The organism is Archangium sp. (assembly GCF_036277355.1).
Taxonomy (GTDB): Bacteria; Myxococcota; Myxococcia; order Myxococcales; family Myxococcaceae; genus Archangium.
In genome coordinates, this window is sequence record NZ_DASUNC010000108.1 from 24,833 (window position 1) to 46,127 (window position 21,295).

Here is a 21,295-nt window from a genome sequence, read left to right on the forward strand (position 1 = left end):
GAACCGGAGGTTGTCGGGGTGGAAGCCCGAAGGTGTCCAATTGCATCCTCCAGGCGAGCTGCCCCAACTCGTCGTACATCTCCGTGGGGACGTCCAGGTGGTCCGTCACCACGGCGTAGCTCCTACCAGCGAGCTAGCAGTCCCTCACGAATGAGTCGATCCGGCACTCCATTGCGAATCTCTCCAACATACGTGTCATCCAATTGAACCTCCAATTCGACCCCACGCTCGCTGGAGAACAAGGACAACGCATCAAGCAGTCTCATGAGTTCGTCGACCAAGGTCATCGGACTCTCTCCAGGTTCGCTCACTTTGAGCAAGACCCCGACGGTTCTCACTGGTTCATCTTCAGGTCGAGTGCATGAGCTATCGTCCACCTCATCGACGAACATCGGCGGTTTATGACTCCAGCCTCCTGAGCTTGCGAGATTTGTAACAAGCTCTCGTAACGCACGTACATCATCATCTGAAAAATCCGCACTCAGGTATGCCAACAATCCGTGGCTCATCCTTGCCTCAACCAGACATTCCGGGACCACCCGGGTTGTTCTTGAATCCACCAGGCATATGCGCGTCCAGGTGCCGACTTGCTGGAAGCGGAACGGTGATAGGACTCCCACCAATGTGATGCATTGGAATCTTCTCCCCCTTGAGTACATTGTCTCCTGGAAAGTGCCGGATCCAAGCATCATCCACCTCAGGCGTCTGCCCCTTGGCAATCTTCTGGCGGTTGGCGTCACTGAGAATATCGCCGTAACCAATCTGATCCCACAAGTCGCGCAACTGGCGCCAAGCGGCTGGATTGTTCCGCTTGACCCCATGCCTCGTACATTTGGTCAACCCCAAGGGATCACTGGCGGAGAGAGGGTCCTCGGGGTAGCCGTAGAGATTGGGACCCGCGGCCAGTCCCAACGGATCCTGGCTGATGTAGCGCCCGGCATACGCGTCGTAGTAGCGGAAGCGGTTGTAGAGGAGGCCCGTCTCCTCGTCCTCGTACTGTCCCGGCCAGCGCCAGGGGCACGGCTCGAGGGCCACGTCCGTCCTGCCCACCCCGAAGGTGTCCAGTTGCATCCTCCAGGCAAGCTGCCCCGACTCGTCGTACATCTCCGTGGGCGCGCCCAGGTGATCCGTCACCACCGCGTAGCGCCCGGTGGTGTCCTCCCGGGCCAGCGGAGCGAAGCTCTCCGGCTCGAAGAGCCAGGTGGTGACGTCTTCGGAAGAAGCCACCTCGTGCAGCGGAACGTGTCCATCCCACACGAAGCGGACTTCGCGCGTGGATGCCGGCTGCCCCGCCAACTCCGCGCTCAGCACCACCTTGCGCGTGCGCCGGGCCAGCGCGTCGTAGGCGAAGTGTACCCGGGTGCCGTCCGGCCGCTGTACCTCGGAGAGCAAGCCCGCCCCATTCCACCCATAGCGCCAGGTGCCCTGGGGCGTGTGCTTCTCCGTCAGGTTGCCGTCCGCGTCGTGGGTGTAGTGCGTCTCGAAGGATTGCAGCAGCCGCCCGCCCGGCCCGTAGCGCCGGTCCGCCCGGGCGGGGTGGCGGTAGAGGTTGCCCACCTCGTCCAGGGCCCGGTGCTGGAAGCCGCCGTCCGGCCGCTTCGTCCCCACCAGCCGTCCCCGCGCGTCGTGCCGGTACTCGCTGGCGCCATGTACCGCGTCCCACATGGCCGCCAACTGGCCACCGGCCCGCCAGCGCCAGGTGCGTTGGGCCACCGTCCCGCCGCCCACCCACGTGCGCCTCTCCGTGGGGCGGCCCGCCTCGTCATGCCTCCAGCCCACCTCCACCCCGCCCGGCATCCACCGTTTCACCTCCAGCCCGCCCGCGTCCCTCTCCATCCGCACCGTCCACGCCGCCCTCCCAGGCGAGGTGGACGTGACTCCATGCACCCACCCCAGCGCGTCCCTCAGCAGCTTCTGGTGCGCCCCCAGGCTGCTCTCCACCTCCACCCGGTGGCCCGCCGCCGAGTAGCGGGACACCACCTCCACCTCCCCCTGCTTCTCCGCCACCACCCGTCCCAGCGCATCCCTCTCCAGCAGCACCCGGCCCGACTCGTTCTCCGCCTCCACCAGCGCCCCGTCCGCCCGGTAGCCGAAGGCCCGGAAGGTGCCGTCGCCGTACTCCACCCGCGTCAGCCTCCCCGCCTCATCATGGGTGAGGTGCCGCGTCTTGCCACTCGGCTGCGTGGCCCTCGTCAGCCGCCCGGCCGCGTCGTACTCGTAGTGCCATACCGCCCCGTCGAAGCCCTCCTGGCGCACCACCCGTCCCAACTCGTCCCGGGTATAGCGGTACACCTCGCCCGCCTCGTTCTCCACCTCCACCAGTTGGCCGTCGGCGTCATGGCGCCAGCCCAGGCGGGTGCCCGCCTCCTCCCGCCAGGCGGGCCAGTGCAAGCCCGTGTAGCCCAGCCGCACCTGACGCAGCGGCCCCTTCACCTCCAGCAGGTTGCCCTCCGCGTCGTAGTGGCCCTCGAGCATCTCCAGGCCGGGCCCCTCCACCCGCACCGGCCTGTCCAGCAAGTCGTAGTGCACCCGCTCCACGCCCCCGCGTGCGTCTCGAAGGCAAACCCTCCGGCCCCTCCGGTCGTACTCCAGACGCACCTGCCCTCCGGTGGGCAGGCGGACGCGAATGGGGTTGCACTGCTCGTCGTACTCGTACTCCGTCCGCTCACCGCCCCCGCCCACCTCCACCACCCGGAGGCCGCGCACATACGCATGGCGCCGCGTCTCCCCCAGCGGATGGGTCTCCTCCAGCAACTGGCCGCACACGTCGTAGCGCCAGCGCCACGTGCCCCCGTTGGCGTCCGTGGCCTCCTCCGGCAGGTTGTGCCGGTTGTAGCGCACAGCCACCGTGGTCCCGTCCGGTCCCACCACCTTCGTCCGGTTGCCGCGCGCGTCGTACTCGTACGTGGTAGTGTGGCCCAGCGCGTCCGTCTCCCCTACCAGCCGCAGCGCCTCGTCGTACTCCTTGCGCTTTTCCCCTCCCCGCGCGTCCACCTCCCTCTCCACCACCCCCGCTGCGTTGGAGTGGTAGGTGGTGGTGTGGCCCAGTGAGTCCGTCACCTCGGTGACTCGTGCCCTCCTGTCGTAGCGCAGCCGGTGGTTGTAGATGCCGCCGTCCCCCCACGTGTGCACGCACCACGCCTCCGCCCCCTTCCCGTCATACTCGAAGTGGAAGGAGAGGCCCGTCCTGTCCGTCTCCTTCACCAGCAGACAGCCCTCGTAGGCGTAGCGCATGGCCTGGCCCAGCGCGTCCCGCGTCTCCACCAGGTGTCCCGCCTCCGAGTACACGTAGCGGTTGTGCGTCACCTGCCCCGGCTCGCGCGGGTGAGGCAGCGCCACCCGTAGGAGGCGTCCCGCCGCGTCGCACTCGAAGAGCACCCGCCGGCCCGCGCTGTCCCTCACCCACTTCAGGTGCCCCAGCCCGTCGTACTCGTACTCGATGGCGTGGCCTGGCCGGTTGCGCGTGCGCACCACCCGGCACACTCCCGGCTGTCTCTCGCCCGCGACGCGCCGCAGCTCGTGTGTGAGGCCCTCCGCCGACTCCACCTCCCAGCGCGCCTCCCCTTCCCGCCGCAGCGTCAGCCGGTTCATCCGCTGCTCCACCTGGGCCCCCACCGGCATCCGCTGTCCGGGGAAGCCCGTGGTGTCGAACTCGAGCTCCCGCCCGTCCTCCGCCCGGTACACCACCCGCCCGTCCTCCTCCCATACCGCCAACCCCAGCGAGTGGCTCCACCCCCAACCCAGCCCCGTGTCCCTCTCGCCCCAACTCGAGGCGTAGCGGCGGGTAAAACGCAGCGCGATGGGCCCCGGTAGTTCCCAATCCGCCGCCTCCGTCACCACCTTCCCCGTGGCCACGTCCACCGGGTGCCCCGTCAACGTGCAGATGGCACCGCGGGCGAAGTCCCGCATGCGCGACTCCTTGCCCACCTTCAGCGCGTCCAGGGCCCGGGCCGCCTTCCGGTTGAGGCGCTCGGACAGGGCCTTCATCCTCCGGCTGCCCTTCTGCAGCTTGCGCAGCTTCTTCAAGCCCTTGAGCAGGCCTCCCACCGCCACCTTCGTCATCAGCCCCGACAGGGAAATCGTCGGAGGCCCGCCCACGAACACCGGCGGCCCCGTCGGAATGGACAGGGCAATGGAGGTGGGAAGCAGCAGCGTCTTGGCCCCCGGCCCCTTCTTGCGTGGCGGCGAGGGCATGCCGATGTCCTGGCAGCTGAGCACCGGCAGCGTCATGTAGGTGAAGGGCTCGTCGTCCACCACCACGGTGGAGCTGCCCATGAAGGTCTCGTTCTCGTTGCCCGGCGGTTTGGCGAACACCCCTCCAATGGGGAAGTGGGGAGGCAGTGTCACGCCGCCCGTGCCCGCTTGCGCCCGCGGCAAGCCGTTGACCACCACCGTGGCGCCGATGATGGGCAGGTAGTCGAACGGGTCGAAGACGATGCCGATATGCGGGTGGGGAATGGGCACCACCACTCCGGGTGGGGTGATGATGAAGTGGATGTCGATTCCCAACACCGGATCCAGGTGCTTGACCGCGAGCATCATGCCGCCTGACCTCCCGCGGCCTGGACATCCGGCCGCCCATCATTGTCCAGGAGCCATGCTACTTGCGGCCTGCGCCTCCAATCCATTCCAAGTGGTGGAGGTGCTCGAGGGGCTGCGGAGTGCGCGGCGCGATGACAATGAATACCGTGACAACGAGAACGGAGCCGGCGTGATTGGAGGCAGCGCGGCGTGCGAGGTGGACGCTGGCTGTGTGGTGGCGAAGGACTTCGCCGTGCGCGCCGCGAGGGTTGGGCCTGCGCGAGTCCCAAGTGGAACCGTGGGACGATGTTTCAGGGCCCGATGGAGGTGGGGGGGCGCGGCGTGGCTTCGATGCCGACGTAGCACTTGCCCTGGTACTCGGCGATGCCTCTGGGACACGGCGGGTGTTTGGCCAGTTCGAGCCAGCACGCGCCGCGCAGCTCCACTTCGCCACGCGTGGCATCGCACGGAGGCCTCTTCTGGCCCACAGCAGGCTTTTCGGGCATGGGGAGCCCCGCGATGCCCGCCAGCACCTCATCGTTCGCGGGGATGAACTCCAGGCTTTCCTCCACGGAGTGCTTCTCCTGGGCGTGCACCTCCTGCGGATGCACGGTGGCCCGTGGCCAGAGGAGCACCGCGAGCGCGAGCAGCGCGGCCAGCGCCAGCGCCGCCCCGGGCGAACCGAGCCGGCCCGCCGGACGCGGACGAGACTCCTTCGGGCCTCCCGTCAGGTGGGCGCGCATCTCCGGCCGGGCGTCGATGCGCATGAAGGTCGCCGCCCACCGCTCGAGCATCCACGTCAGCTGCCGGGGCTGTCCGTTCGCGGGCGCGTGCTCCACCTCCAGCGCGAGGTAGGGCGGGGTGACGTTGGCGGTGGCGCGCACCTGCCAGTGCTCTTCCGCCCGCAGATCTCCCTTGGGGGCGGGCATGAGCACCAGGGCCGGGTTGCCCGTCTCGGTGTTGCGCGCCTCGTACAGGCGCCCCAGTCCTCCGCCGATCGCGCGATGGCGAAGGGTGATGCGATACGGCCCCAGGGGTCCTCCGCTCCAGGGCGTGTCTTCTTCTTTCATGCAGTCCTCCCGAGGAGCGTTCCTAGCACGATGGTGCCGAGGATGACCAGACAGGTCTCCATCTCGCTCCACGGAAATATCACGTCCGCAGTAGGGTCCGAGCCGCGGGTTGTCGTGCTCGCTGGAGGGTGACCGCGTCCTCAGAGGGCGGTGAGCTGCGTCCGGATGAACTCCGTGACGTGGGCGAGCACCTCGCTCGGCGCCTGGGACCCGCTCCACGTCCGCGCCACGAGCTGGCCGCGCGGTCCCCGGTACGTCCACTCGCGTGACTTCGCCATGTGCCGTGTCCTCCGCCAGCCCCCGGGAAGCTCCCGGGAGGGCGGCCCTGATGCTCGGGTTCTACCTACTCGGCGCGCATCCAGTACTGGGTGCGCCCGATGAGGGCGATGCCGATGAAGCCGCGGACCTTCAGCTTCTTGCCCCCGTCCTCGACGGCGATCTTGGCCTTGTAGGTCTTGCCATTGGCCGGGTCGAGGATGGTGCCACCCGTCCACTCATTGCCGTCCTTCTTGAGGTCGCGCAGGATGACCATGCCGATGATGGGCTGGTTCTTCAGCGCCCCCTCGCACTTGTCGCAGAGCGGATTCTGCTCCTCGTTGGGCGCGCGGAAGAGCTTCTCGATCTTCCCGTACAGCTTGCCGCCCTCTTCGTAGATGGTGACGATGGACTTGGGCTTCTTCGTCTCGTCATCGATGGTGGTCCAGCGCCCCACGGCGCTCGCCTCCTGGGCGAGGGCGTTCGTGGCGAACAGCAGGGTCAGCGTGGCCAGTCCCAACCAACGGGTCGCAGTCATTTGGAGATCCTCGGGCGCTGGGAGTCACATGCCGCGAGGGTCCGTGCGCCGCGGTGACGTCCCCTCTGCGTTCCATCCGCACTCAGCGTCCGAGCCTACCCCCAGAGTGGAAGCACCCAAAGCCCTCCTTCTCTCCAAGAAGAAGGGAGCGCCGCCCGGGCTGCTCTCGGTGCGTGACCCATGAGGCGTGTCTGCCTATAAGGCGCTTCGCGTCAGGACCCACACGGAGCAAGCCATGTCATCCACGATGCCCACCCGTATGCGCCTCTCTCCTTCCCTGTCCCTGCTGTCCCTGCTGGCCGTTCTGCCCGCGTGTGGCCCGACCACCCGCGAGGACGCGCATGTCCAGGCCACCCGCGCCGCCTGCGACTACTACGCGGGCTGTGAGGAGATCGGCTCTGGCTCGGGCCAGGAGTTCCAGGACCGGGCCGAGTGTGAGGTGAAGAGCCGGGACTTCTTCCAGGGCGTGTGGACGGCGAACAACTGCCCCGCCATCAACGAGAAGGGGCTCGACACGTGCCTGGAGCGCATCCGCACCACCTCGTGCTCGAGCGGGGTGGACTACTTCAACACCGTGTTCATCGTCTGCGGCTCGGGCGCGGTGTGCCAGGACGCCGAGGACTGAGCGCCCGGTCCCCGGCCGCTCATCGCCCCAGGGTGAGCGCGGCCCGCAGGAGCGCGAGGGCTCCGCGGGTGTAGCGGCCATTGCTCAGGGAGAGCAGGGCCTCCATGAGGGGCCGCCGTACGAGGCCCTGGGTGGCGAGCCACAGGGAGCGGAGCGAGGCCTCCTGAAGCATGCTGCGGAGGACGGGGGAGATGTCCTCCCGGGCCTTCCCCAGAAACCTGCTCGCCTCGGCGAACATGCGCGCGTGGATGAAGCGCGCCACGGGCGAAGCGTGCATGTCCATGAGCGGGGTGTTGAGCGTGAAGGCGCCGGGCGCCTCGTGGGTGTTCTCCGGCAGGGGGGCGCCGTACAGGGCGGCGAAGGCCTCATGGCTGAAGCCTCCCGGCGCTCGCACGTCCCGGTACACCGCGGGAACGTCCTGGGGCAGGGGAGGGGCCTCGGAGGAGAGCTCCACCCGGGCGCGCGCGCGCACGTCCCGCGAGGAGCTGCCCACGCGCACCTCGTAGGTACCGGGCTCCACCGCCCAGTCCCCGCGAGCGGCGTCCCAGACGGCGAAGGCGCGCCGGTCGAGCGTCAGCCGCACCCGTTGCGACTCTCCCGGGGCGAGCCGCACCTTGGTGAAGGCCTTCAGCTCCTGGGGGGGGCGGAACACGCCGGGGGCCACGGCGTGCACGTACACCTGCACCACCTCGGCGCCGGGGCGTGGGCCGGTGTTCGTCACGGTGACGGAGACCTCGAGCGTGTCGCCGTCGCGCAGCCGTTCGGCGTCCAGGGAGAGGTCCGCGTACGCGAACGTGGTGTACGAGAGCCCGTGGCCGAAGGGGAACAGCACGTCCGTGCCGGCCGCGTCGTGGTAGCGGTAGCCCACGTACAGGCTCTCGCGGTACTCGAGCACCCGCGGGCCCTTGGGCATGGCGCTCACCGGGAGATCCTCGAGGTGCAGCGGGAAGGTCTCCGCCAGGCGTCCCCCGGGCTCCAGGTCTCCGATCAGCACGCGCGCCACGGCGCCGCCTCCCGCCTGCCCGCCGAGGTAGGCCTCGAGGATGGCCGGCACCCGAGCATGCCAGGGCATCTCCACGGGAGCCCCGTTGCTCAGGACGACGGCGACGCGCGGGTGGACCTCGGCCACCGCGCGGACGAGGGCATCATGCGCGGGAGGCAGGCGCAGGTACTCCCGGTCGAGCCCTTCCGTCTCATAGGCCTCGGCCAGGCCGACGAAGAGCAGCACGGCGTCCGCACCGCGCGCCGCCTCGCACGCCTCGGCGATGAGCGCCGGGTCGGGGCGATCCTCGTACCGGCCGTACCCCGGAGCGTAGGTGAGGCGCCCGCCGGCCTCCGCGACGCGCGTGCGCAGCGCCCCGAGCGCGTTCTCCAGCTTCGTGGGCGTGAGCTCCGAGCTGCCCGCGCCCTGGTAGCGAGGCTCCCGCGCGAAGGCGCCGATGACCGCCAGGTGCGAGGCGGGGCTGACGGGCAGGACGCCGCCCTCGTTCTTCAGGAGCACCGCTCCCTCCGCGGCCGCCCGGAGCGCGAGCGCGTGGTGGGCCTCCGGGTCGTACGTATGGCCGGGCTCGCGCGCCCTGGCCGTGCGCTGGATGAGCTGGAGGATGCGCGTGACGGCCGCGTCGAGCACCGCGAGCGGCACCCGCCCGCTCCGGACGTCACGCAGGAGGGCCGCATCCCCCCGCCCCAGGGACCCGGGCATCTCCAGGTCGCACCCGGCGACGAGCGACTCGACGCGCACGTCGATGGCGCCCCAGTCGGACACCACCACGCCGTCGAAGCCCCACTCCTCCCGGAGGACGCGGGTGAGCAGCCACGGGTGCTGGGTGCAGTACGTCCCCTCGAGCCGGTTGTAGGCGGCCATGACGGTCCACGGCCGGGCCTCGGTGACGGCGTGCTCGAAGCTCGCGAGGTAGATTTCCCGCAGCGCGCGCGCATCCACCCGCGCGTCGATGTACGTGCGGCGCTCCTCCTGGTTGTTGGCGGCGAAGTGCTTGAGGGAGGCGGCCACGCCCGTGCGCTGCACGCCGCGGATCCACGCGGCCGCCATGCGCGAGGAGAGGAGTGGATCCTCGGAGAAGTACTCGAAGTTGCGGCCGCACAGGGGCGTGCGCTTGATGTTCGCGCCGGGCCCGAGCAGGACGCTCACGCCCATGGCCCGGGCCTCCTCGCCGAGCGCCACGCCCACCTCCTCGAGCAGCGCCACGTCCCAGGTGGCCGCGAGGGCGGAGGCGGTGGGGAAGCACGTGGCCGGCTCGTTCGTGGCCAGGTTCACCGCCTGGCCGAGGTCCCCCTTCATCAGGCGCACGCCGTGGGGGCCGTCGGTGAGGACGATGCGGGGCACGCCGAGCCGGGGCACGCCGCCGAGCGTCCAGAGGTCCCGGCCCGCGCACAGCGCCACCTTCTCCTCGAGCGTCATGGCGGCCAGCGTCGCGGCCACGTCTGCCTGGGGCTCCGTCGTTTCCCTGCTCATGCCCGGAGTCTTACGCGGGACCGGAGGTGCCGCGGTAGTGGGACCAGGCGTCCCACGCATGCCGCCTCAGCGGTTGAGCTGGTAGCGGCGGGCGATCTCCGTCACCTCGCGGGTGACGGCCTGGAGCGTCTCGGTGGCCTGCAGCGTGGTGTCCAGCCGCTTCATCGTCTCGTCCATGCCCGCCGAGATGTGGCCGATGGCGTTGAAGATGTGGGAGATGCCCGTGTTCTGCTGGTTCACCGCGACGGCGATCTGCCGCACGGCCGCGGCGTTCTCCTGGATGATGAAGGACATCTCGCGCAGGTTGTTGCCCGAGGACTTCACCATCTCCAGGCCGCCCTCCACCTGCAGCGCGCCCTGCTCGCTCATGGAGACCACGTCCCGGATGGCGGTGCCGATGTCCAGCAGGCTCTTGCGGATGAGGGCGTTCTCCCGGATGGTCTGGTCCGCCAGCTTGCGAATCTCACTGGCCACCACGGCGAAGCCCGCGCCCTGGTCTCCCGCGCGCGCGGCCTCGATGGAGGCGTTGAGCGCCAGCAGGTGGGACTGGTCCGCCAGGTCCTTCACCGTGACGGCGATGTGGGCGATCTGCGTGGCGCTCTCCTGCAGGCGCAGCACCTTGCCGCGGATGCCGTCCACGAAGTCGCGGATGGTGTTGAGGCCCGTGAGGGTCCGCTCCAGGGACTCCTCGCCGTACTGGCCGAGCTGCCCGGCGTGGCCGGCCACGCTGAGCACCGTCTCGGCCTTGTGCGAGGCCAGCTCGGAGGTGGTGCGGATCTCCTCCGAGGTGAGCTGGGCCTGCTGGAGCATGGCGGCCTGCTCCGTCAGACGCTGGCGCTGCTGGTGGCTCGCGGAGCCCAGGGCCGTGCTCGCCGACAGCAGCATGGTGGCCGAGGCCTGCAGGCGGGTGGGAATCTCCTGCAGCCGCTCGAGCGCCGTGGTCATGCCCGCCGCGAGGTCACCCATCTCGTCGGTGGAGGCCCAGCGGGGCGCGAAGGGGGCGCCCTGGGCCAGGGCCTCGATGGCCTCCAGCACGGCCGATGTCGCGCGCACCTGGCGGCGCGCCAGCATCCAGGCGGACAGCGACAGGACGATGAGGACGAACGCCCCCATCGCCAGCAGCGGCGGGCCCATGGTGGTCAGCAGGCTGTCGCTGAAGCCATGCAGCTTCTCGGCGATCAGCGCGCCCTGGGCCTGGGGAATGGACGGGTCCTCGAGCACGGCCTTCATCTGCGCATCGCGCAGCTCGAGCGTCTGCAGGATGAACACCAGTCCGGTGAGCACCAGGGTGCTCGTCAGCGCGGAGGCGAACACGTAGGGCAGGAACCAGCGCTGCCGCGGCCAGAAGGCACCCTGGCCGGTGGCCTGCACCCTCAGGCGGTTGCGCTCCTCGATGATGAGCGGCATCAACATCTGCTCGAGCTTGATGCCCACGGGCAGCGCCAGCACCTGGCCGATGGTGGCGGCCACCAGGAACCCGAGCCCGATCATCAAGGGGTGCTTGCCGGTGCGGAGCACCAGCGGGACGACATAGACGAGCCCGCCCAGCAGGGCAGGGGCCTGGGTCACCATGAACGCGAGCTTCCAGGGCAGCATCTGCAGCCGGGCGAGCCGCTCCTGGGGAGGCTCGCCGGGCCGGGCGGGGAGGTTGCCGCGCAGCAGCAAGGAGATGCCCGTCCAGGGAATCAGCAGCGCCGCCACCACGAAGACCACGGGGAGCACGTGCACCAGGGCCCAGAGGTGGTCCTGGGCGGACAGCCCCAACGACAACGCGAGGAGGTAGCCCGCGATGGGCGCGGAGGGCGTGAGCCACGCCAACACGACCAGGTGGATGCGTCGGGCGAGCTGCGGAGGAATGACCGTCTGCGGGGGCGAGCCGTTCATGAGGCGTGGCCATTCTCCCAGAGGGAGGGGGGGCTTATGGAGAGGCGCGGGAAGAAATCCCGGCGCCTGCCTGGATGCTTCCCTATCGGCCGGGATGTTAATCCGGTCCCACCCGGTGCGCCTTCAAATAGAGGAAAACTGGGAAAAGGAAAACTAGGGCGGCTGGGTGTGGAGCAGCTCCTGGAAGAGGACCTCGGCCACGTCCCGGAAGAGCTCCCCCGAGGCCAGCAGCCCTCCGCAGTGGTGGGGCTCGCGGGCGAGCGTCAGCGCCACGCACTTCTCCAGCACCGCGTCCCAGAAGGACTCCGAGTCCGGTGGCAGGAGGTAGTCCCGGATGACACCTTGGGGCCAGGGGAGCACGGTGGTGGGGTCCGCGTCGCTCAGGCTGGTGAAGCAGTCCAGGTCCACGTCCAGCAGGACGCGCCCGGCGGCCTGGAGCACCTCTCGCACCGCGTCACCGGGGGCGGGGGCGTTGAAGGCCTCGGCGGCGCGGTCCACGGTGGGCACCACCACCAGCCGGTGCGGGCGTCCCCGCGTGTCCACGTAGACGTCTCCGGAGAACGTCCCCCGCGGCCGTCCCCGGGCGAGCACCAGCGCGTCGCCCACCAGCCCCGCCTCCATGGCCGCCAGCACGTGATCGTAGTTGCGCACGTCCAGGGCCCACCGCGCGTGCTCGTCCAGGGCGCGCAGCCCCGCCGAGCGGTCCGGCACCGCCGCGGGGGCCTGGGGCACCACCAGATCCAGGTGCCGGTCCAGCGTCACCAGCAGCGCCGGCGGCCCGTCCTCCAGCGCGCAGGCCCACGCGGGCAGTGCCAGCCGGTGCGGGTCGAACACGTATGCGTCCGAGGGCCCCCGGCCACCGCCGAGTGACAGCCGGATGACGCCCGCCAGACGCAGATGCTTGTGGGATTCGTCCATCACAGGGAATAACCGTCCGTTCACGGCATTTGGCGGGCCGCGCGCCGCCGGGAGTGTAGGCTGCGCGCGCTTCCTACCTCAAAGGAGGGAACGCCCGCTCCCCGGGCGCCAGCCCCGCATGCGCATCCTGCTCGCAGCCGCGCTCCTTTTGACGAGCGCCCCCGTCCTCGCCCAGCAGCCCCCCGCGAAAACCATGACCGCCTCCCAAGACGCCTTCCTGAAGGATTTCGCGGAGACGCGCCGCTTCATGAGCGGGCGTCCCGTCAATCCGCGCATCACTCCCGACGAGAAGACCGTCCTCTTCCTGCGGGGCCAGCCGCGCGCGCCCATCCAGACGCTCTTCGCCTTCGACGTGGCCACGGGCGAGGCGAAGGAGGTGCTCACCCCCGAGGCCATCCTCAAGGGCTCCGAGGAGACGCTCACCCCCGAGGAGAAGGCCCGCCGCGAGCGCATGCGCGTGAGTGCCCGGGGCTTCACCACGTACCAGCTGTCCGAGGACGGCTCGCGGATTCTCGTGCCGCTCTCCGGCAAGCTCTACCTGGTCGAGCGCCTCACCGGGAAGTCCACCGAGCTGAAGACGGGCCCGGGCGTGATCGATCCGCGGCTCTCCTCGGACGGCCAGCAGGTGGCGTACGTGCGGGACAACGACGTGTTCCGCCTCGAGGTGGCCAGCAACAAGGAGCACCGTGTCACCACGGGAGGCAGCCCGGCGAAGACGCACGGCCTGGCCGAGTTCGTCGCGCAGGAGGAGATGAGCCGCTTCTCCGGTTGGTGGTGGAGCCCGGACGCGAAGTTCATCGCCTACACCGAGTCGGACACGGCGGACGTGGAGAAGCTCTCCATCATCGACGTGATGCACCCGGAGAAGGGCGCGGAGGACTACGCGTACCCGCGGCCGGGCAAGAACAACGCGAAGGTGCGCCTGGGCATCACTCCCGTCACGGGCGGCAAGACGGTGTGGGTGCAGTGGGACGCGGAGAAGTACCCGTACCTGGCCACGGTGGTGTGGCCGAAGAAGGGCTCCCTGACGGTGCTGGTGCAGAACCGCACGCAGACGGAGGAGAAGCTGCTCGCGGTGGACACGGCCAGCGGCAAGACGAAGGAGCTGCTCACCGAGAAGGATGACGCCTGGCTCGAGCTGGAGCAGACCTTCCCGCTGTGGCTCGAGGATGGCAGCGGCTTCCTCTGGTACACCGAGCGCAATGGCGGCCCCGAGGTGGAGCTGCGCAACGCGGATGGAAGCCTCGCGCGCTCGCTGGTGAAGCCGGAGGCGGGCTTCCGCAACCTCGCGCGCTACATCGAGAAGGAGCGCACCCTGTACTTCGTGGGCGGCCCCAACCCCTCGGAGAGCTACCTGTGGCGCGTGAAGGAGGGCGGCGCTCCGGAGCAGGTGCGCCCCGGCACCACGGGGGAGGCGGTGGAGATGGGCAGCGTCGCGCGCTCCGGCAACCTGGCCGTCATCACCCACTCGAGCCCCACGTCCATGCCGCGCACCTACGTGGTGCGGGGTGATGGCTCCCGCGTGGGCGAGCTGCCCTCGGTGGCGGTGGAGCCCGGCTTCGTCCCCGTCGTCGAGTACCGCGAGGTGGGTCCGCTGAAGTTCCAGTCCTCGCTGGTGCGCCCGCGCAACGCGAAGCCCGGCCAGAAGCTGCCCACCATCGTCGAGGTGTACGCCGGCCCCACCGTCACCGTCGTGCACAAGTCCATGGCCGCGCACCTGCTGTCGCAGTGGATGGCGGACCAGGGCTTCCTCATCGCCCGCTTCGATGGCCGCGGCACCCCGCTGCGCGGCTCCAAGTGGCAGCGCGCCGTGCACCTGGACTTCTCCGGCGTGACGCTGGAGGACCAGGCCGCCGCCGTCCAGGCGCTCGCCGCCGTGGTGCCCGAGGTGGACCCGCAGCGCGTGGGCATCGAGGGGTGGAGCTTCGGTGGCTACATGGGCGCGCTCGCCGCCCTCGAGCGTCCGGACGTCTTCAAGGCCGCGGTGGCTGGCGCTCCGGTGGTGGACTGGCTCGACTACGACACCCACTACACCGAGCGCTACCTCGGCCTGCCCCAGCAGCACCCCGAGGCCTACGAGAAGAGCTCGCTGCTCACCTACGCGCGTGACACCCGCAAGCCCATCTCCCCGCTGCTGCTCATCCACGGCACCGCGGACGACAACGTGTACTTCTTCCACACGCTCAAGCTGTCCGACGCGCTCTTCCGCGCCGGCAAGCACCACGAGCTGCTGCCGCTGAGCGGCCTCACGCACATGGTGCCGGATCCGCTCGTCACCCAGCGCCAGTACGAGTGGGTGATGAACCACTTCAAGCGGCACCTGGCGAAGTAGCCGCGGGGACAGCCCGCAAAGAGAAAGGCCCGGCTCCTCCTGAGGGATGCCGGGCCTTTTTCCGAGGCCACTATCGGTACGCAGTGGCTCGGGGCGGACTCAGACGGCGCGAACGTTCTGCGCCTGCAGACCCTTGGGGCCCTTGGCCAGCTCGAACTCCACCTTCTGCCCCTCGGCGAGGGTGCGGAACCCATCCATGTTGATGGCGGTGTGGTGGCAGAACACGTCCTCGCCGCCGCCGTCCTGCACGATGAATCCGAAGCCCTTCGCGTCGTTGAACCACTTCACGGTACCAGTTGCCATTGTGCTTCCTTGTCAGGAGCCGGCCCGAGACCGACTCGTTCTCCCGTCCCCCGTCCGTCGGGTGACAGGTGAAAGGCTAGGCGGGCAGCCGAGCGCCTGTCCAGTCGGCTGCCCTGTTTTCCTGGTTGGTGCCGTTTAGCGGCTTTTCAAATTTCCAGCAGCAGCCGAGTGGGGTCCTCGATGCAGTCCTTGACGCGCACGAGGAACTGCACGGCCTCGCGGCCGTCGATGAGGCGATGGTCGTAGGAGAGGGCCAGGTACATGATGGGCCGGATGACGACCTGGCCGTTGCGGGCCACGGGGCGCTCCACGATGTTGTGCATCCCCAGGATGCCCGTCTGGGGCGGGTTGATGATGGGGGTGGAGAGCATCGAGCCGAAGATGCCGCCGTTGGTGATGGTGAAGGTGCCGCCCTGCAGCTCGGCGAGCGTGAGCTTGTCGTTGCGCGCGCGGGTGCCGTAGTCGCCGACCTTCTTCTCCAGCTCGGCCATGGACAGGGTGTCGGCGTCACGCACCACGGGGACGACGAGGCCGCGGCTGCCGCTCACCGCCACGCCGATGTCGTAGTAGTGCTTGAAGACGACGTCGTCGCCGTCGATCTCCGCGTTCACCTGGGGGAAGGCCTTGAGGGCCTCGACGGCGGCGCGGATGAAGAAGCTCATGAAGCCGAGCTTCACGCCGTGGCGGGCGAGGAACTTGTCCTGGTGCTGCTTGCGCAGCTCCATCACCGCGCCCATGTCCACCTCGTTGAAGGTGGTGAGGATGGCGGCGGTGGACTGGGCCTGGACGAGGCGCTCGGCGACGCGGCGGCGCAGCGGCGTCATCTTCACGCGCTCCTCGCGGTCGGCGCGCGGGCGCGGGCCGGAGGGAGCGGCCGGAGCCGGGGCACGCTGGGCGGGGGCCTCGGCCGGGCGGTTGAGCTGACCGAGCGCGTCCTCCTTGGTGATGCGGCCGCCGGTGCCACTGCCCTTGAGCTGGGCCACGTCGAGCTTGTTCTCCTCGACGATCTTCCGGGCGGTGGGCGTCATGCGGACGTCGGCACCGGCGGAAGCGGCGGCGGCGACGGGAGCGGGCGCGGCGGCGGGAGCGGCGGCCTGGGGCGCGGGAGCGGAGGCGCCAGCGCCAGCGGCGTCGATGGTGCCCAGCACGTCGCCCACGCGCACCTTGTCACCCTCGTTGAAGGCGATGGTGGCGAGGGAGCCGGCGGCGGGGGAGGGCACGTCGATGGTGACCTTGTCGGTCTCCAGGACGACGAGGGGCTCGTCGGCGGAGACGGACTCGCCCTTCTTCTTGTTCCACTTCCCGACGACGGCTTCAGTGATGGACTCGCCCAGGGGCGGGACTTTCAGTTCAACGGCCATTCTTGGTTCCTCGGAGGATGGCTTCCTCGACGATGAGCTGCTGCTCCAGGTTGTGCGTCTGGGGGAAGCCGGTGGCGGGGCTGGCGGCTTCCGCGCGCCCGATGTAGCCCACCTTCAGCGGGTTCTGGCCCCGGGCGGAGGCCAGGTCGTGCAGACGGGGCAACATGAAGTGCCAGCCACCCGAGTTCCGGGGCTCTTCCTGCACCCAGAGGAGTTCGGTGAGCTTCGGCATCTTCGCGACGAGGCCTGCCAGCTCGTCGAAGGGGAAGGGGTAGAGCTGCTCCACGCGGACGATGGCGATGGACTCGTCCTTGCGCTCGTCCCGCGTCTTGACCAGGTCGTAGTAGACCTTGCCGGAGCACAGCAGCAGCCGCGTCACGTTGGCCGGGTTCACGCGGTCCAGGATGACTTCCTGGAAGGTGCCGGTGGCCAGCTCGTCCAGCTTGCTCGTCGCCTCGGGGCGGCGCAGCAGGCTCTTGGGCGACATGATGACGAGCGGCTTGCGCAGCGGGCGCAGCACCTGGCGGCGCAGCAGGTGGAAGATCTGCGCGGGCGTGGTGGGGTAGGCCACCTGGAGGTTGTCCTCGGCGCTCAGGCTCAGGAAGCGCTCCAGACGGGCGCTGGAGTGCTCCGGGCCCTGGCCCTCGTAGCCGTGGGGCAGCAGCAGGGTGAGGCCGCTCAGCCGCCGCCACTTGCTCTCACCGGCCGCGATGAACTGGTCGATGATGATTTGAGCGCCGTTGGCGAAGTCACCGAACTGGGCCTCCCAGAGGGTGAGGCCGTCCGGCACGTCGAGGCTGTAGCCGTACTCGAAGCCGAGCACGCCCATCTCGGACAGGGGGCTGTTGAAGACCTCGAAGCGGGCCTTGCCGGTGGGGAACTGGCGCAGGGGGACGAAGTTGTCGCCCGTCTTCACGTCGTGCAGCACGGCGTGGCGGTGGCTGAAGGTGCCGCGCTCGCTGTCCTGGCCGCTGAGGCGGATGGCGTAGCCCTCGGAGAGCAGGGTGGCGTAGGCGAGCGACTCGCCCTCGCTCCACTGCAGCTCCTCGCTCTGCAGCATGGCCTGGCGCTTCTTGAGCACCGTGCGCTCCACGTCGCGGTGGACGTTGAAGCCCTCGGGCACCTCGGCCAGCTTCTTCAGGGCCGCGCGCAGCGTCTCCTTGTCCACCGCGGTGGTGGCCAGCGGGGCGCTCTTGTGCGCGCCGCCCTTGTACGGCTGCCACAGGCCTTCCAGCGCGTTGGGCTCCTTGAACTGGCTCTCCGCGCGGGCGCGCAGCAGCGCCGCGTCGAACTCCTGCATGCAGCGCTGCTTGATGGCCTCGGACTCGTCGGCGGGAATCCGGCCCTGCTGCGCCAGCTGCTGCGCGTAGAGCGTGCGCACGGAGGGGTGCTTGCGGATGATCTCGTACATCGCCGGCTGGGTGAACGAGGGGTCATCTCCCTCGTTGTGGCCGAAGCGGCGGTAGCAGACGAGGTCGATGACGACGTCGCTCTTGAAGGTCTGGCGGTACTCGGACGCCAGGCGGGCCACGTGGACGCACGCCTCGGGGTCGTCCCCGTTCACGTGGAAGACGGGCACGTCCAGCATCTGCGCCAGGGCCGTGGAGTAGATGGAGCTGCGCGAGTCGGACGGGTCGGTGGTGAAGCCCACCTGGTTGTTGATGACGACGTGCAGGGTGCCGCCCGTCTTGTAGCCCTCGAGGCCCGCCATGTTGAGCGTCTCGGCCACCACGCCCTGGCCGATGAAGGCCGCGTCGCCGTGGATGAGCAGCGGCATCACCTTGGTGCGCTCGGTGTCGCCGCTGCGGTCCTGCTTGGCGCGCACGCGGCCCTCCACCACCGGATCCACCGCCTCCAGGTGGCTGGGGTTGAAGGCCAGCGACAGGTGGATGCCCTTGCCGCCGCGCGTGGTGTGGTCCGAGCTGAAGCCCATGTGGTACTTCACGTCGCCGCGGCCCATGTGCTGCTTGGGGTCCTGCGGGCCCTCGAACTCGCTGAAGATCTGATCCGGCTTCTTGCCCAGGATGTTCGTCAGCACGTTGAGGCGGCCGCGGTGGGCCATGCCGATGACGACCTCCTTGAGGCCCAGGTCGCCGCCCACCTCGAGCACGGCGTCCAGCATGGGCACCAGGGCCTCACCACCATCCAGCGCGAAGCGCTTGGCGCCGATGAACTTGGTGTGCAGGAAGTTCTCGAAGCCCTCGGCGTAGGACAGCCGGGTGAGGATGTGGCGCTGCTCGTCCACGGAGAAGGCCGTGCGGTTCTCCGTGAACTCCATGCGCTTCATCAGCCAGCGCCGCCGCTCGCTGTCGAGCATCTGCATGTACTCGACGCCGATGGCACCGGTGTACGTGCGGTGCAGCCGGCCCAGCAGCTCCTTGAGCTTCACCCGGGCCTCGGGGAAGACGTGGGCGCTCTCCACCAGCTGCTCCAGCTCGGCGGTGGAGAAGTGCTTGTCGTCCACCATGCCCACGTCGGCCACGTGGTCCAGGGCCGGGCGGGGCCGGCCGAGCGGATCCAGCTGGGCGCGCAGGTGGCCGCGCAGGCGGAAGGCCGAGATGGCCTGGTCCACCCGGGCCTGCAGCTTCATGTCCTGCTCGAAGGCGACCGTGGGGGCCGTCTGCGGGGCCAGCGCCACCGCGGCGGCGGCCTTGTTGCCCTTCTCTCCCTTGCCGCCGTCCTTGCCCGGGACCACGGGCGCGGGCGGCTCGATGAGGGTCTTGTTGAAGATGGGCCGGCCGGCGCCGTCGTTGCGCTCGAACAACTCGCGCCAGCTCGGGTCCACGCTGGACGGATCCTCGAGGTAGCGCGCGTAGAGCCCCTCGATGAAGTCGATGTTTCCGCCGGAGAGGTACGAGTCCTGGAAATTCGCCATGGCGTGCGCTCTTTTACTGGAAGGCCGCCCCGTTGGGGGGTTTTCGGCACGATTTGTTGATCAGCCGGGTCCCGGCTCCCAATCCTTCCGGTCCGGGGGAGCAGCAGGATTCATGCGCCACGTGAGCGCACCTTTTTGATTTCCGTCCCATCCCATGCTTCGCCCGGAGCCACGGCCTGCGCTCCTGGCTGGGCCAGCAGCCCTCATGAGAGGCGGTAGAGCTGGCTAACGCGCCGCTGGTGAGAGGTGTGCCAAAGGACCTTCACTTCCAGTTGACTGGAAGTGATGTGTGTGCATGTGGGGTGCTTCCAGTTGACTGGAAGCGGAGCCCACCCGAGGCCCTGCCCGCACGTGTCCGGTGACGGCGGGTGTCATGCTAGGCTGCCCCACCTGGGAGGTAGCACGCATGAGGCAGGCAGAGGGAGGGGGGACGGATGGGGCGCGGCAGGCTCGTGCGCAACGGCTCCAGCGGCAGTTGTTGAGACGGCTCCTGAAGGAGGGGGCGCAGGAGGAGTTCCTGCCACGGGAGGGGGAGACGGTGGGCACCCTCGTCTTGAAGACGAAGGTGGGGGCGGGCAGCTACGGCACCGTGTACCGGGCCGTGCGTGATGGCACCGAGTATGCGGTGAAGTTGCTCTACCTGCCTCGCGCGGGCGAGTGGGCGCTGCGGGAATTGGAGGTGTTGCTGCGCCTGCACCACGTGGGTCTCATGGTGGTGGACAGCCATGGCCACCATGGTGAGCATCCTGGCTTCGGACCCCTCTTTCTCTACATCGTTACGGCCTATGTGCCCGGGCTGCCCCTGGACACGTATGTGGAACGCCACAACCCCACGGCGCGTGGGGTCGCGGATGTGGTGCTGAAGCTGGCGGAGCAGTTGGTGGTGGCGCATGACGTGGGCGTGGTGCACCGCGACATCAAGTGCGACAACGTGGTGGTGACGGGGGAGGGCAGGCCCGTGTTGGTGGACTACGGCGTGGGCACGTTTCCAGGAGCGCTGACGGTGACGCGGGGGCAGTTGCCGGGCGCCATCCGTTACCGTGCTCCGGAGGCCTGGCGCTTCCGGCGTGAGCGCCAGCCAGGCCAGGAGTACGTGGCGAGCGCCCGGGACGATTTGTGGGCGTTGGGCGTACTCTTCTACTGGCTGTTGACGGGAGTGTGGCCCTTCGACGGGGCGCGGGAGGAGGAGGTGGAGGACGCGGTGCTGAGCACCCGGCCCGTGCCGCCGCACGAGCGCAACCCGCGCGTCCCCCCGGGTCTGTCCGCCGTGTGCATGCGCATGTTGGAGGCGGCGCCCGAGGCGCGCTACGCGGATGCGGAGGCTGTCTGTGCGGCGCTGGAGGCGGTAGGTGCCGGAGCGGACGCGGCCTGGGAGGTGCCGTTGTGTGAAGCCTGGAGCCCGGAGAGCGCCACCACCCGGATGGACGAAGTGCTGGATGTGGAGCAGGCGCTGGCTCGGGATCGTCGGCTGCTGGTGTACGAGCGCGAGCACCCCCGGCGTGGCAAGCCCGGGGACGTGCCGGAACTGGTTCCCGTGTCGCCTCCCGCCGTGGCCGCTACGGCCGGGGAGCGCGCGCCCACCGTTCCAAAGGCGAAGGTATTTCTGCTCGGTGGCGGCGTCATGGCGCTGGCGCTGGCGACGAACCTCTTTCCGCCTCCACCTGTGCCACCGTCCCGGTCTTTCTTGGTTCAGAGGGGGCTGGAAGAGGGATTCAAGCACCTGCTGATGGTGCTGGAGCGCCAGGAAGTGGCGCCTCCATGGTGTCCGCTGGAAGGTGGAGATGGCGCGGCGCCCGCGTGGGCGGCCACCCCCGCGCCCGTCGCCCCCGCGATGCTCCCCCAGGACACGACGCGCGTGAAGACTTCGCGGAAGGACTCCCCCTCGCAGCAGCAGAAGCAGGGCCCGGTGCGCAGCGCCATGGCCCACACCCTGTGCACCGCCGCCGTGGGCGCGCTCGCCGCGGGGTGCCCCGGGGCCCAGGTGCGCGCCACGCCCCCGCCCGAGGCGTGCCCGCCCGGCGCCCTGGAAACCATGCGGCTGCTGGGCATCCGCACCGGGGCCGATGCTGGCACCCGGTTCGCTGGTGTGGTGTACGAGGACTTCGTCACCGTGCAGGAGGGGCCGGGGGCCCGGCTCGAG

At 69.5% G+C, this 21,295-nt stretch carries 14 protein-coding genes; 3 read left to right on the forward strand and 11 right to left on the reverse strand.

Features of this window, described 5'->3' with window-relative positions:
* Positions 1 to 122: 122 nt before the first annotated feature.
* The 5 genes from VFZ09_RS28305 to VFZ09_RS28325 form a co-directional block, all read right to left on the reverse strand.
* On the reverse strand, positions 123 to 509 hold the full coding sequence (locus VFZ09_RS28305; RefSeq protein ID WP_329730804.1) for a hypothetical protein: 387 nt from the start codon (positions 507 to 509) through the stop codon (positions 123 to 125).
* 7 nt (positions 510 to 516) lie between these two features.
* The gene (locus VFZ09_RS28310) at positions 517 to 4,542 is read right to left on the reverse strand and encodes a DUF6531 domain-containing protein (protein ID WP_329730805.1); all 4,026 of its coding nucleotides are present in this window, start codon (positions 4,540 to 4,542) and stop codon (positions 517 to 519) included.
* A 290-nt stretch (positions 4,543 to 4,832) separates the two neighbouring features.
* Positions 4,833 to 5,591, reverse strand: coding sequence for a hypothetical protein (locus tag VFZ09_RS28315; protein ID WP_329730806.1), 759 nt, complete (start codon positions 5,589 to 5,591; stop codon positions 4,833 to 4,835).
* A 140-nt stretch (positions 5,592 to 5,731) separates the two neighbouring features.
* Positions 5,732 to 5,869, reverse strand: a complete 138-nt coding sequence (locus tag VFZ09_RS28320; protein WP_329730807.1) for a hypothetical protein — start codon at positions 5,867 to 5,869, stop codon at positions 5,732 to 5,734.
* Positions 5,870 to 5,934: 65 nt separating this feature from the next.
* The gene (locus VFZ09_RS28325) at positions 5,935 to 6,384 is read right to left on the reverse strand and encodes a DUF2147 domain-containing protein (protein WP_329730808.1); all 450 of its coding nucleotides are present in this window, start codon (positions 6,382 to 6,384) and stop codon (positions 5,935 to 5,937) included.
* Between the two features lie 259 nt (positions 6,385 to 6,643).
* Here VFZ09_RS28325 and VFZ09_RS28330 point away from each other — a divergent pair, with 259 nt between their 5' ends.
* Entirely contained in the window at positions 6,644 to 7,009 is a 366-nt protein-coding gene (locus VFZ09_RS28330) for a DUF6184 family natural product biosynthesis lipoprotein (RefSeq protein WP_329730809.1), read from the forward strand.
* Positions 7,010 to 7,028: 19 nt separating this feature from the next.
* Here the strand turns inward: VFZ09_RS28330 and VFZ09_RS28335 are convergent, their stop codons facing one another.
* The 3 genes from VFZ09_RS28335 to VFZ09_RS28345 all read right to left on the reverse strand — a co-directional run bounded on the left by VFZ09_RS28335 (position 7,029) and on the right by VFZ09_RS28345 (position 12,284).
* Positions 7,029 to 9,482 carry a glycoside hydrolase family 3 C-terminal domain-containing protein gene (locus VFZ09_RS28335; protein ID WP_329730810.1) on the reverse strand — a complete coding sequence of 818 codons (2,454 nt, stop codon included), beginning with the start codon at positions 9,480 to 9,482 and terminating at the stop codon, positions 7,029 to 7,031.
* A gap of 66 nt (positions 9,483 to 9,548) precedes the next feature.
* On the reverse strand, positions 9,549 to 11,366 hold the full coding sequence (locus VFZ09_RS28340) for a methyl-accepting chemotaxis protein (RefSeq protein ID WP_329730811.1): 1,818 nt from the start codon (positions 11,364 to 11,366) through the stop codon (positions 9,549 to 9,551).
* A gap of 153 nt (positions 11,367 to 11,519) precedes the next feature.
* Positions 11,520 to 12,284: a hypothetical protein gene (locus VFZ09_RS28345; protein WP_329730812.1), complete on the reverse strand. Its 765-nt coding sequence runs from the start codon at positions 12,282 to 12,284 to the stop codon at positions 11,520 to 11,522.
* A gap of 118 nt (positions 12,285 to 12,402) precedes the next feature.
* Between VFZ09_RS28345 and VFZ09_RS28350 the strand changes: the two genes are divergently transcribed.
* Positions 12,403 to 14,616 (forward strand): S9 family peptidase, encoded by a 2,214-nt coding sequence (locus VFZ09_RS28350; RefSeq protein WP_329730813.1) that lies wholly within the window; start codon positions 12,403 to 12,405, stop codon positions 14,614 to 14,616.
* Positions 14,617 to 14,715: 99 nt separating this feature from the next.
* Here the strand turns inward: VFZ09_RS28350 and VFZ09_RS28355 are convergent, their stop codons facing one another.
* The 3 genes from VFZ09_RS28355 to VFZ09_RS28365 all read right to left on the reverse strand — a co-directional run bounded on the left by VFZ09_RS28355 (position 14,716) and on the right by VFZ09_RS28365 (position 19,155).
* On the reverse strand, positions 14,716 to 14,919 hold the full coding sequence (locus tag VFZ09_RS28355; RefSeq protein ID WP_073558789.1) for a cold-shock protein: 204 nt from the start codon (positions 14,917 to 14,919) through the stop codon (positions 14,716 to 14,718).
* 146 nt (positions 14,920 to 15,065) lie between these two features.
* Positions 15,066 to 16,280 carry a 2-oxoglutarate dehydrogenase complex dihydrolipoyllysine-residue succinyltransferase gene (gene odhB, locus VFZ09_RS28360; RefSeq protein ID WP_329730814.1) on the reverse strand — a complete coding sequence of 405 codons (1,215 nt, stop codon included), beginning with the start codon at positions 16,278 to 16,280 and terminating at the stop codon, positions 15,066 to 15,068.
* The gene (locus VFZ09_RS28365; protein ID WP_329730815.1) at positions 16,270 to 19,155 is read right to left on the reverse strand and encodes a 2-oxoglutarate dehydrogenase E1 component; all 2,886 of its coding nucleotides are present in this window, start codon (positions 19,153 to 19,155) and stop codon (positions 16,270 to 16,272) included. Before VFZ09_RS28365 ends, odhB begins: the two co-directional genes overlap by 11 nt.
* Positions 19,156 to 19,561: 406 nt before the next feature.
* Here VFZ09_RS28365 and VFZ09_RS28370 point away from each other — a divergent pair.
* The coding region (locus tag VFZ09_RS28370) for a serine/threonine-protein kinase (RefSeq protein ID WP_329730816.1) at positions 19,562 to 21,295 on the forward strand (1,734 nt) is incomplete at its 3' end.

Bases quoted from the DNA above. Each gene is read 5' to 3' on its own strand.
- VFZ09_RS28305 (WP_329730804.1), bottom strand. From the start codon at position 509: ATGAGCCACGGATTGTTGGCATACCTGAGTGCGGATTTTTCAGATGAT.
- VFZ09_RS28310 (WP_329730805.1), bottom strand. From the start codon at position 4,542: ATGATGCTCGCGGTCAAGCACCTGGATCCGGTGTTGGGAATCGACATC.
- VFZ09_RS28315 (WP_329730806.1), bottom strand. From the start codon at position 5,591: ATGAAAGAAGAAGACACGCCCTGGAGCGGAGGACCCCTGGGGCCGTAT.
- VFZ09_RS28320 (WP_329730807.1), bottom strand. From the start codon at position 5,869: ATGGCGAAGTCACGCGAGTGGACGTACCGGGGACCGCGCGGCCAGCTC.
- VFZ09_RS28325 (WP_329730808.1), bottom strand. From the start codon at position 6,384: ATGACTGCGACCCGTTGGTTGGGACTGGCCACGCTGACCCTGCTGTTC.
- VFZ09_RS28330 (WP_329730809.1), top strand. From the start codon at position 6,644: ATGCGCCTCTCTCCTTCCCTGTCCCTGCTGTCCCTGCTGGCCGTTCTG.
- VFZ09_RS28335 (WP_329730810.1), bottom strand. From the start codon at position 9,482: ATGAGCAGGGAAACGACGGAGCCCCAGGCAGACGTGGCCGCGACGCTG.
- VFZ09_RS28340 (WP_329730811.1), bottom strand. From the start codon at position 11,366: ATGAACGGCTCGCCCCCGCAGACGGTCATTCCTCCGCAGCTCGCCCGA.
- VFZ09_RS28345 (WP_329730812.1), bottom strand. From the start codon at position 12,284: ATGGACGAATCCCACAAGCATCTGCGTCTGGCGGGCGTCATCCGGCTG.
- VFZ09_RS28350 (WP_329730813.1), top strand. From the start codon at position 12,403: ATGCGCATCCTGCTCGCAGCCGCGCTCCTTTTGACGAGCGCCCCCGTC.
- VFZ09_RS28355 (WP_073558789.1), bottom strand. From the start codon at position 14,919: ATGGCAACTGGTACCGTGAAGTGGTTCAACGACGCGAAGGGCTTCGGA.
- odhB (WP_329730814.1), bottom strand. From the start codon at position 16,280: ATGGCCGTTGAACTGAAAGTCCCGCCCCTGGGCGAGTCCATCACTGAA.
- VFZ09_RS28365 (WP_329730815.1), bottom strand. From the start codon at position 19,155: ATGGCGAATTTCCAGGACTCGTACCTCTCCGGCGGAAACATCGACTTC.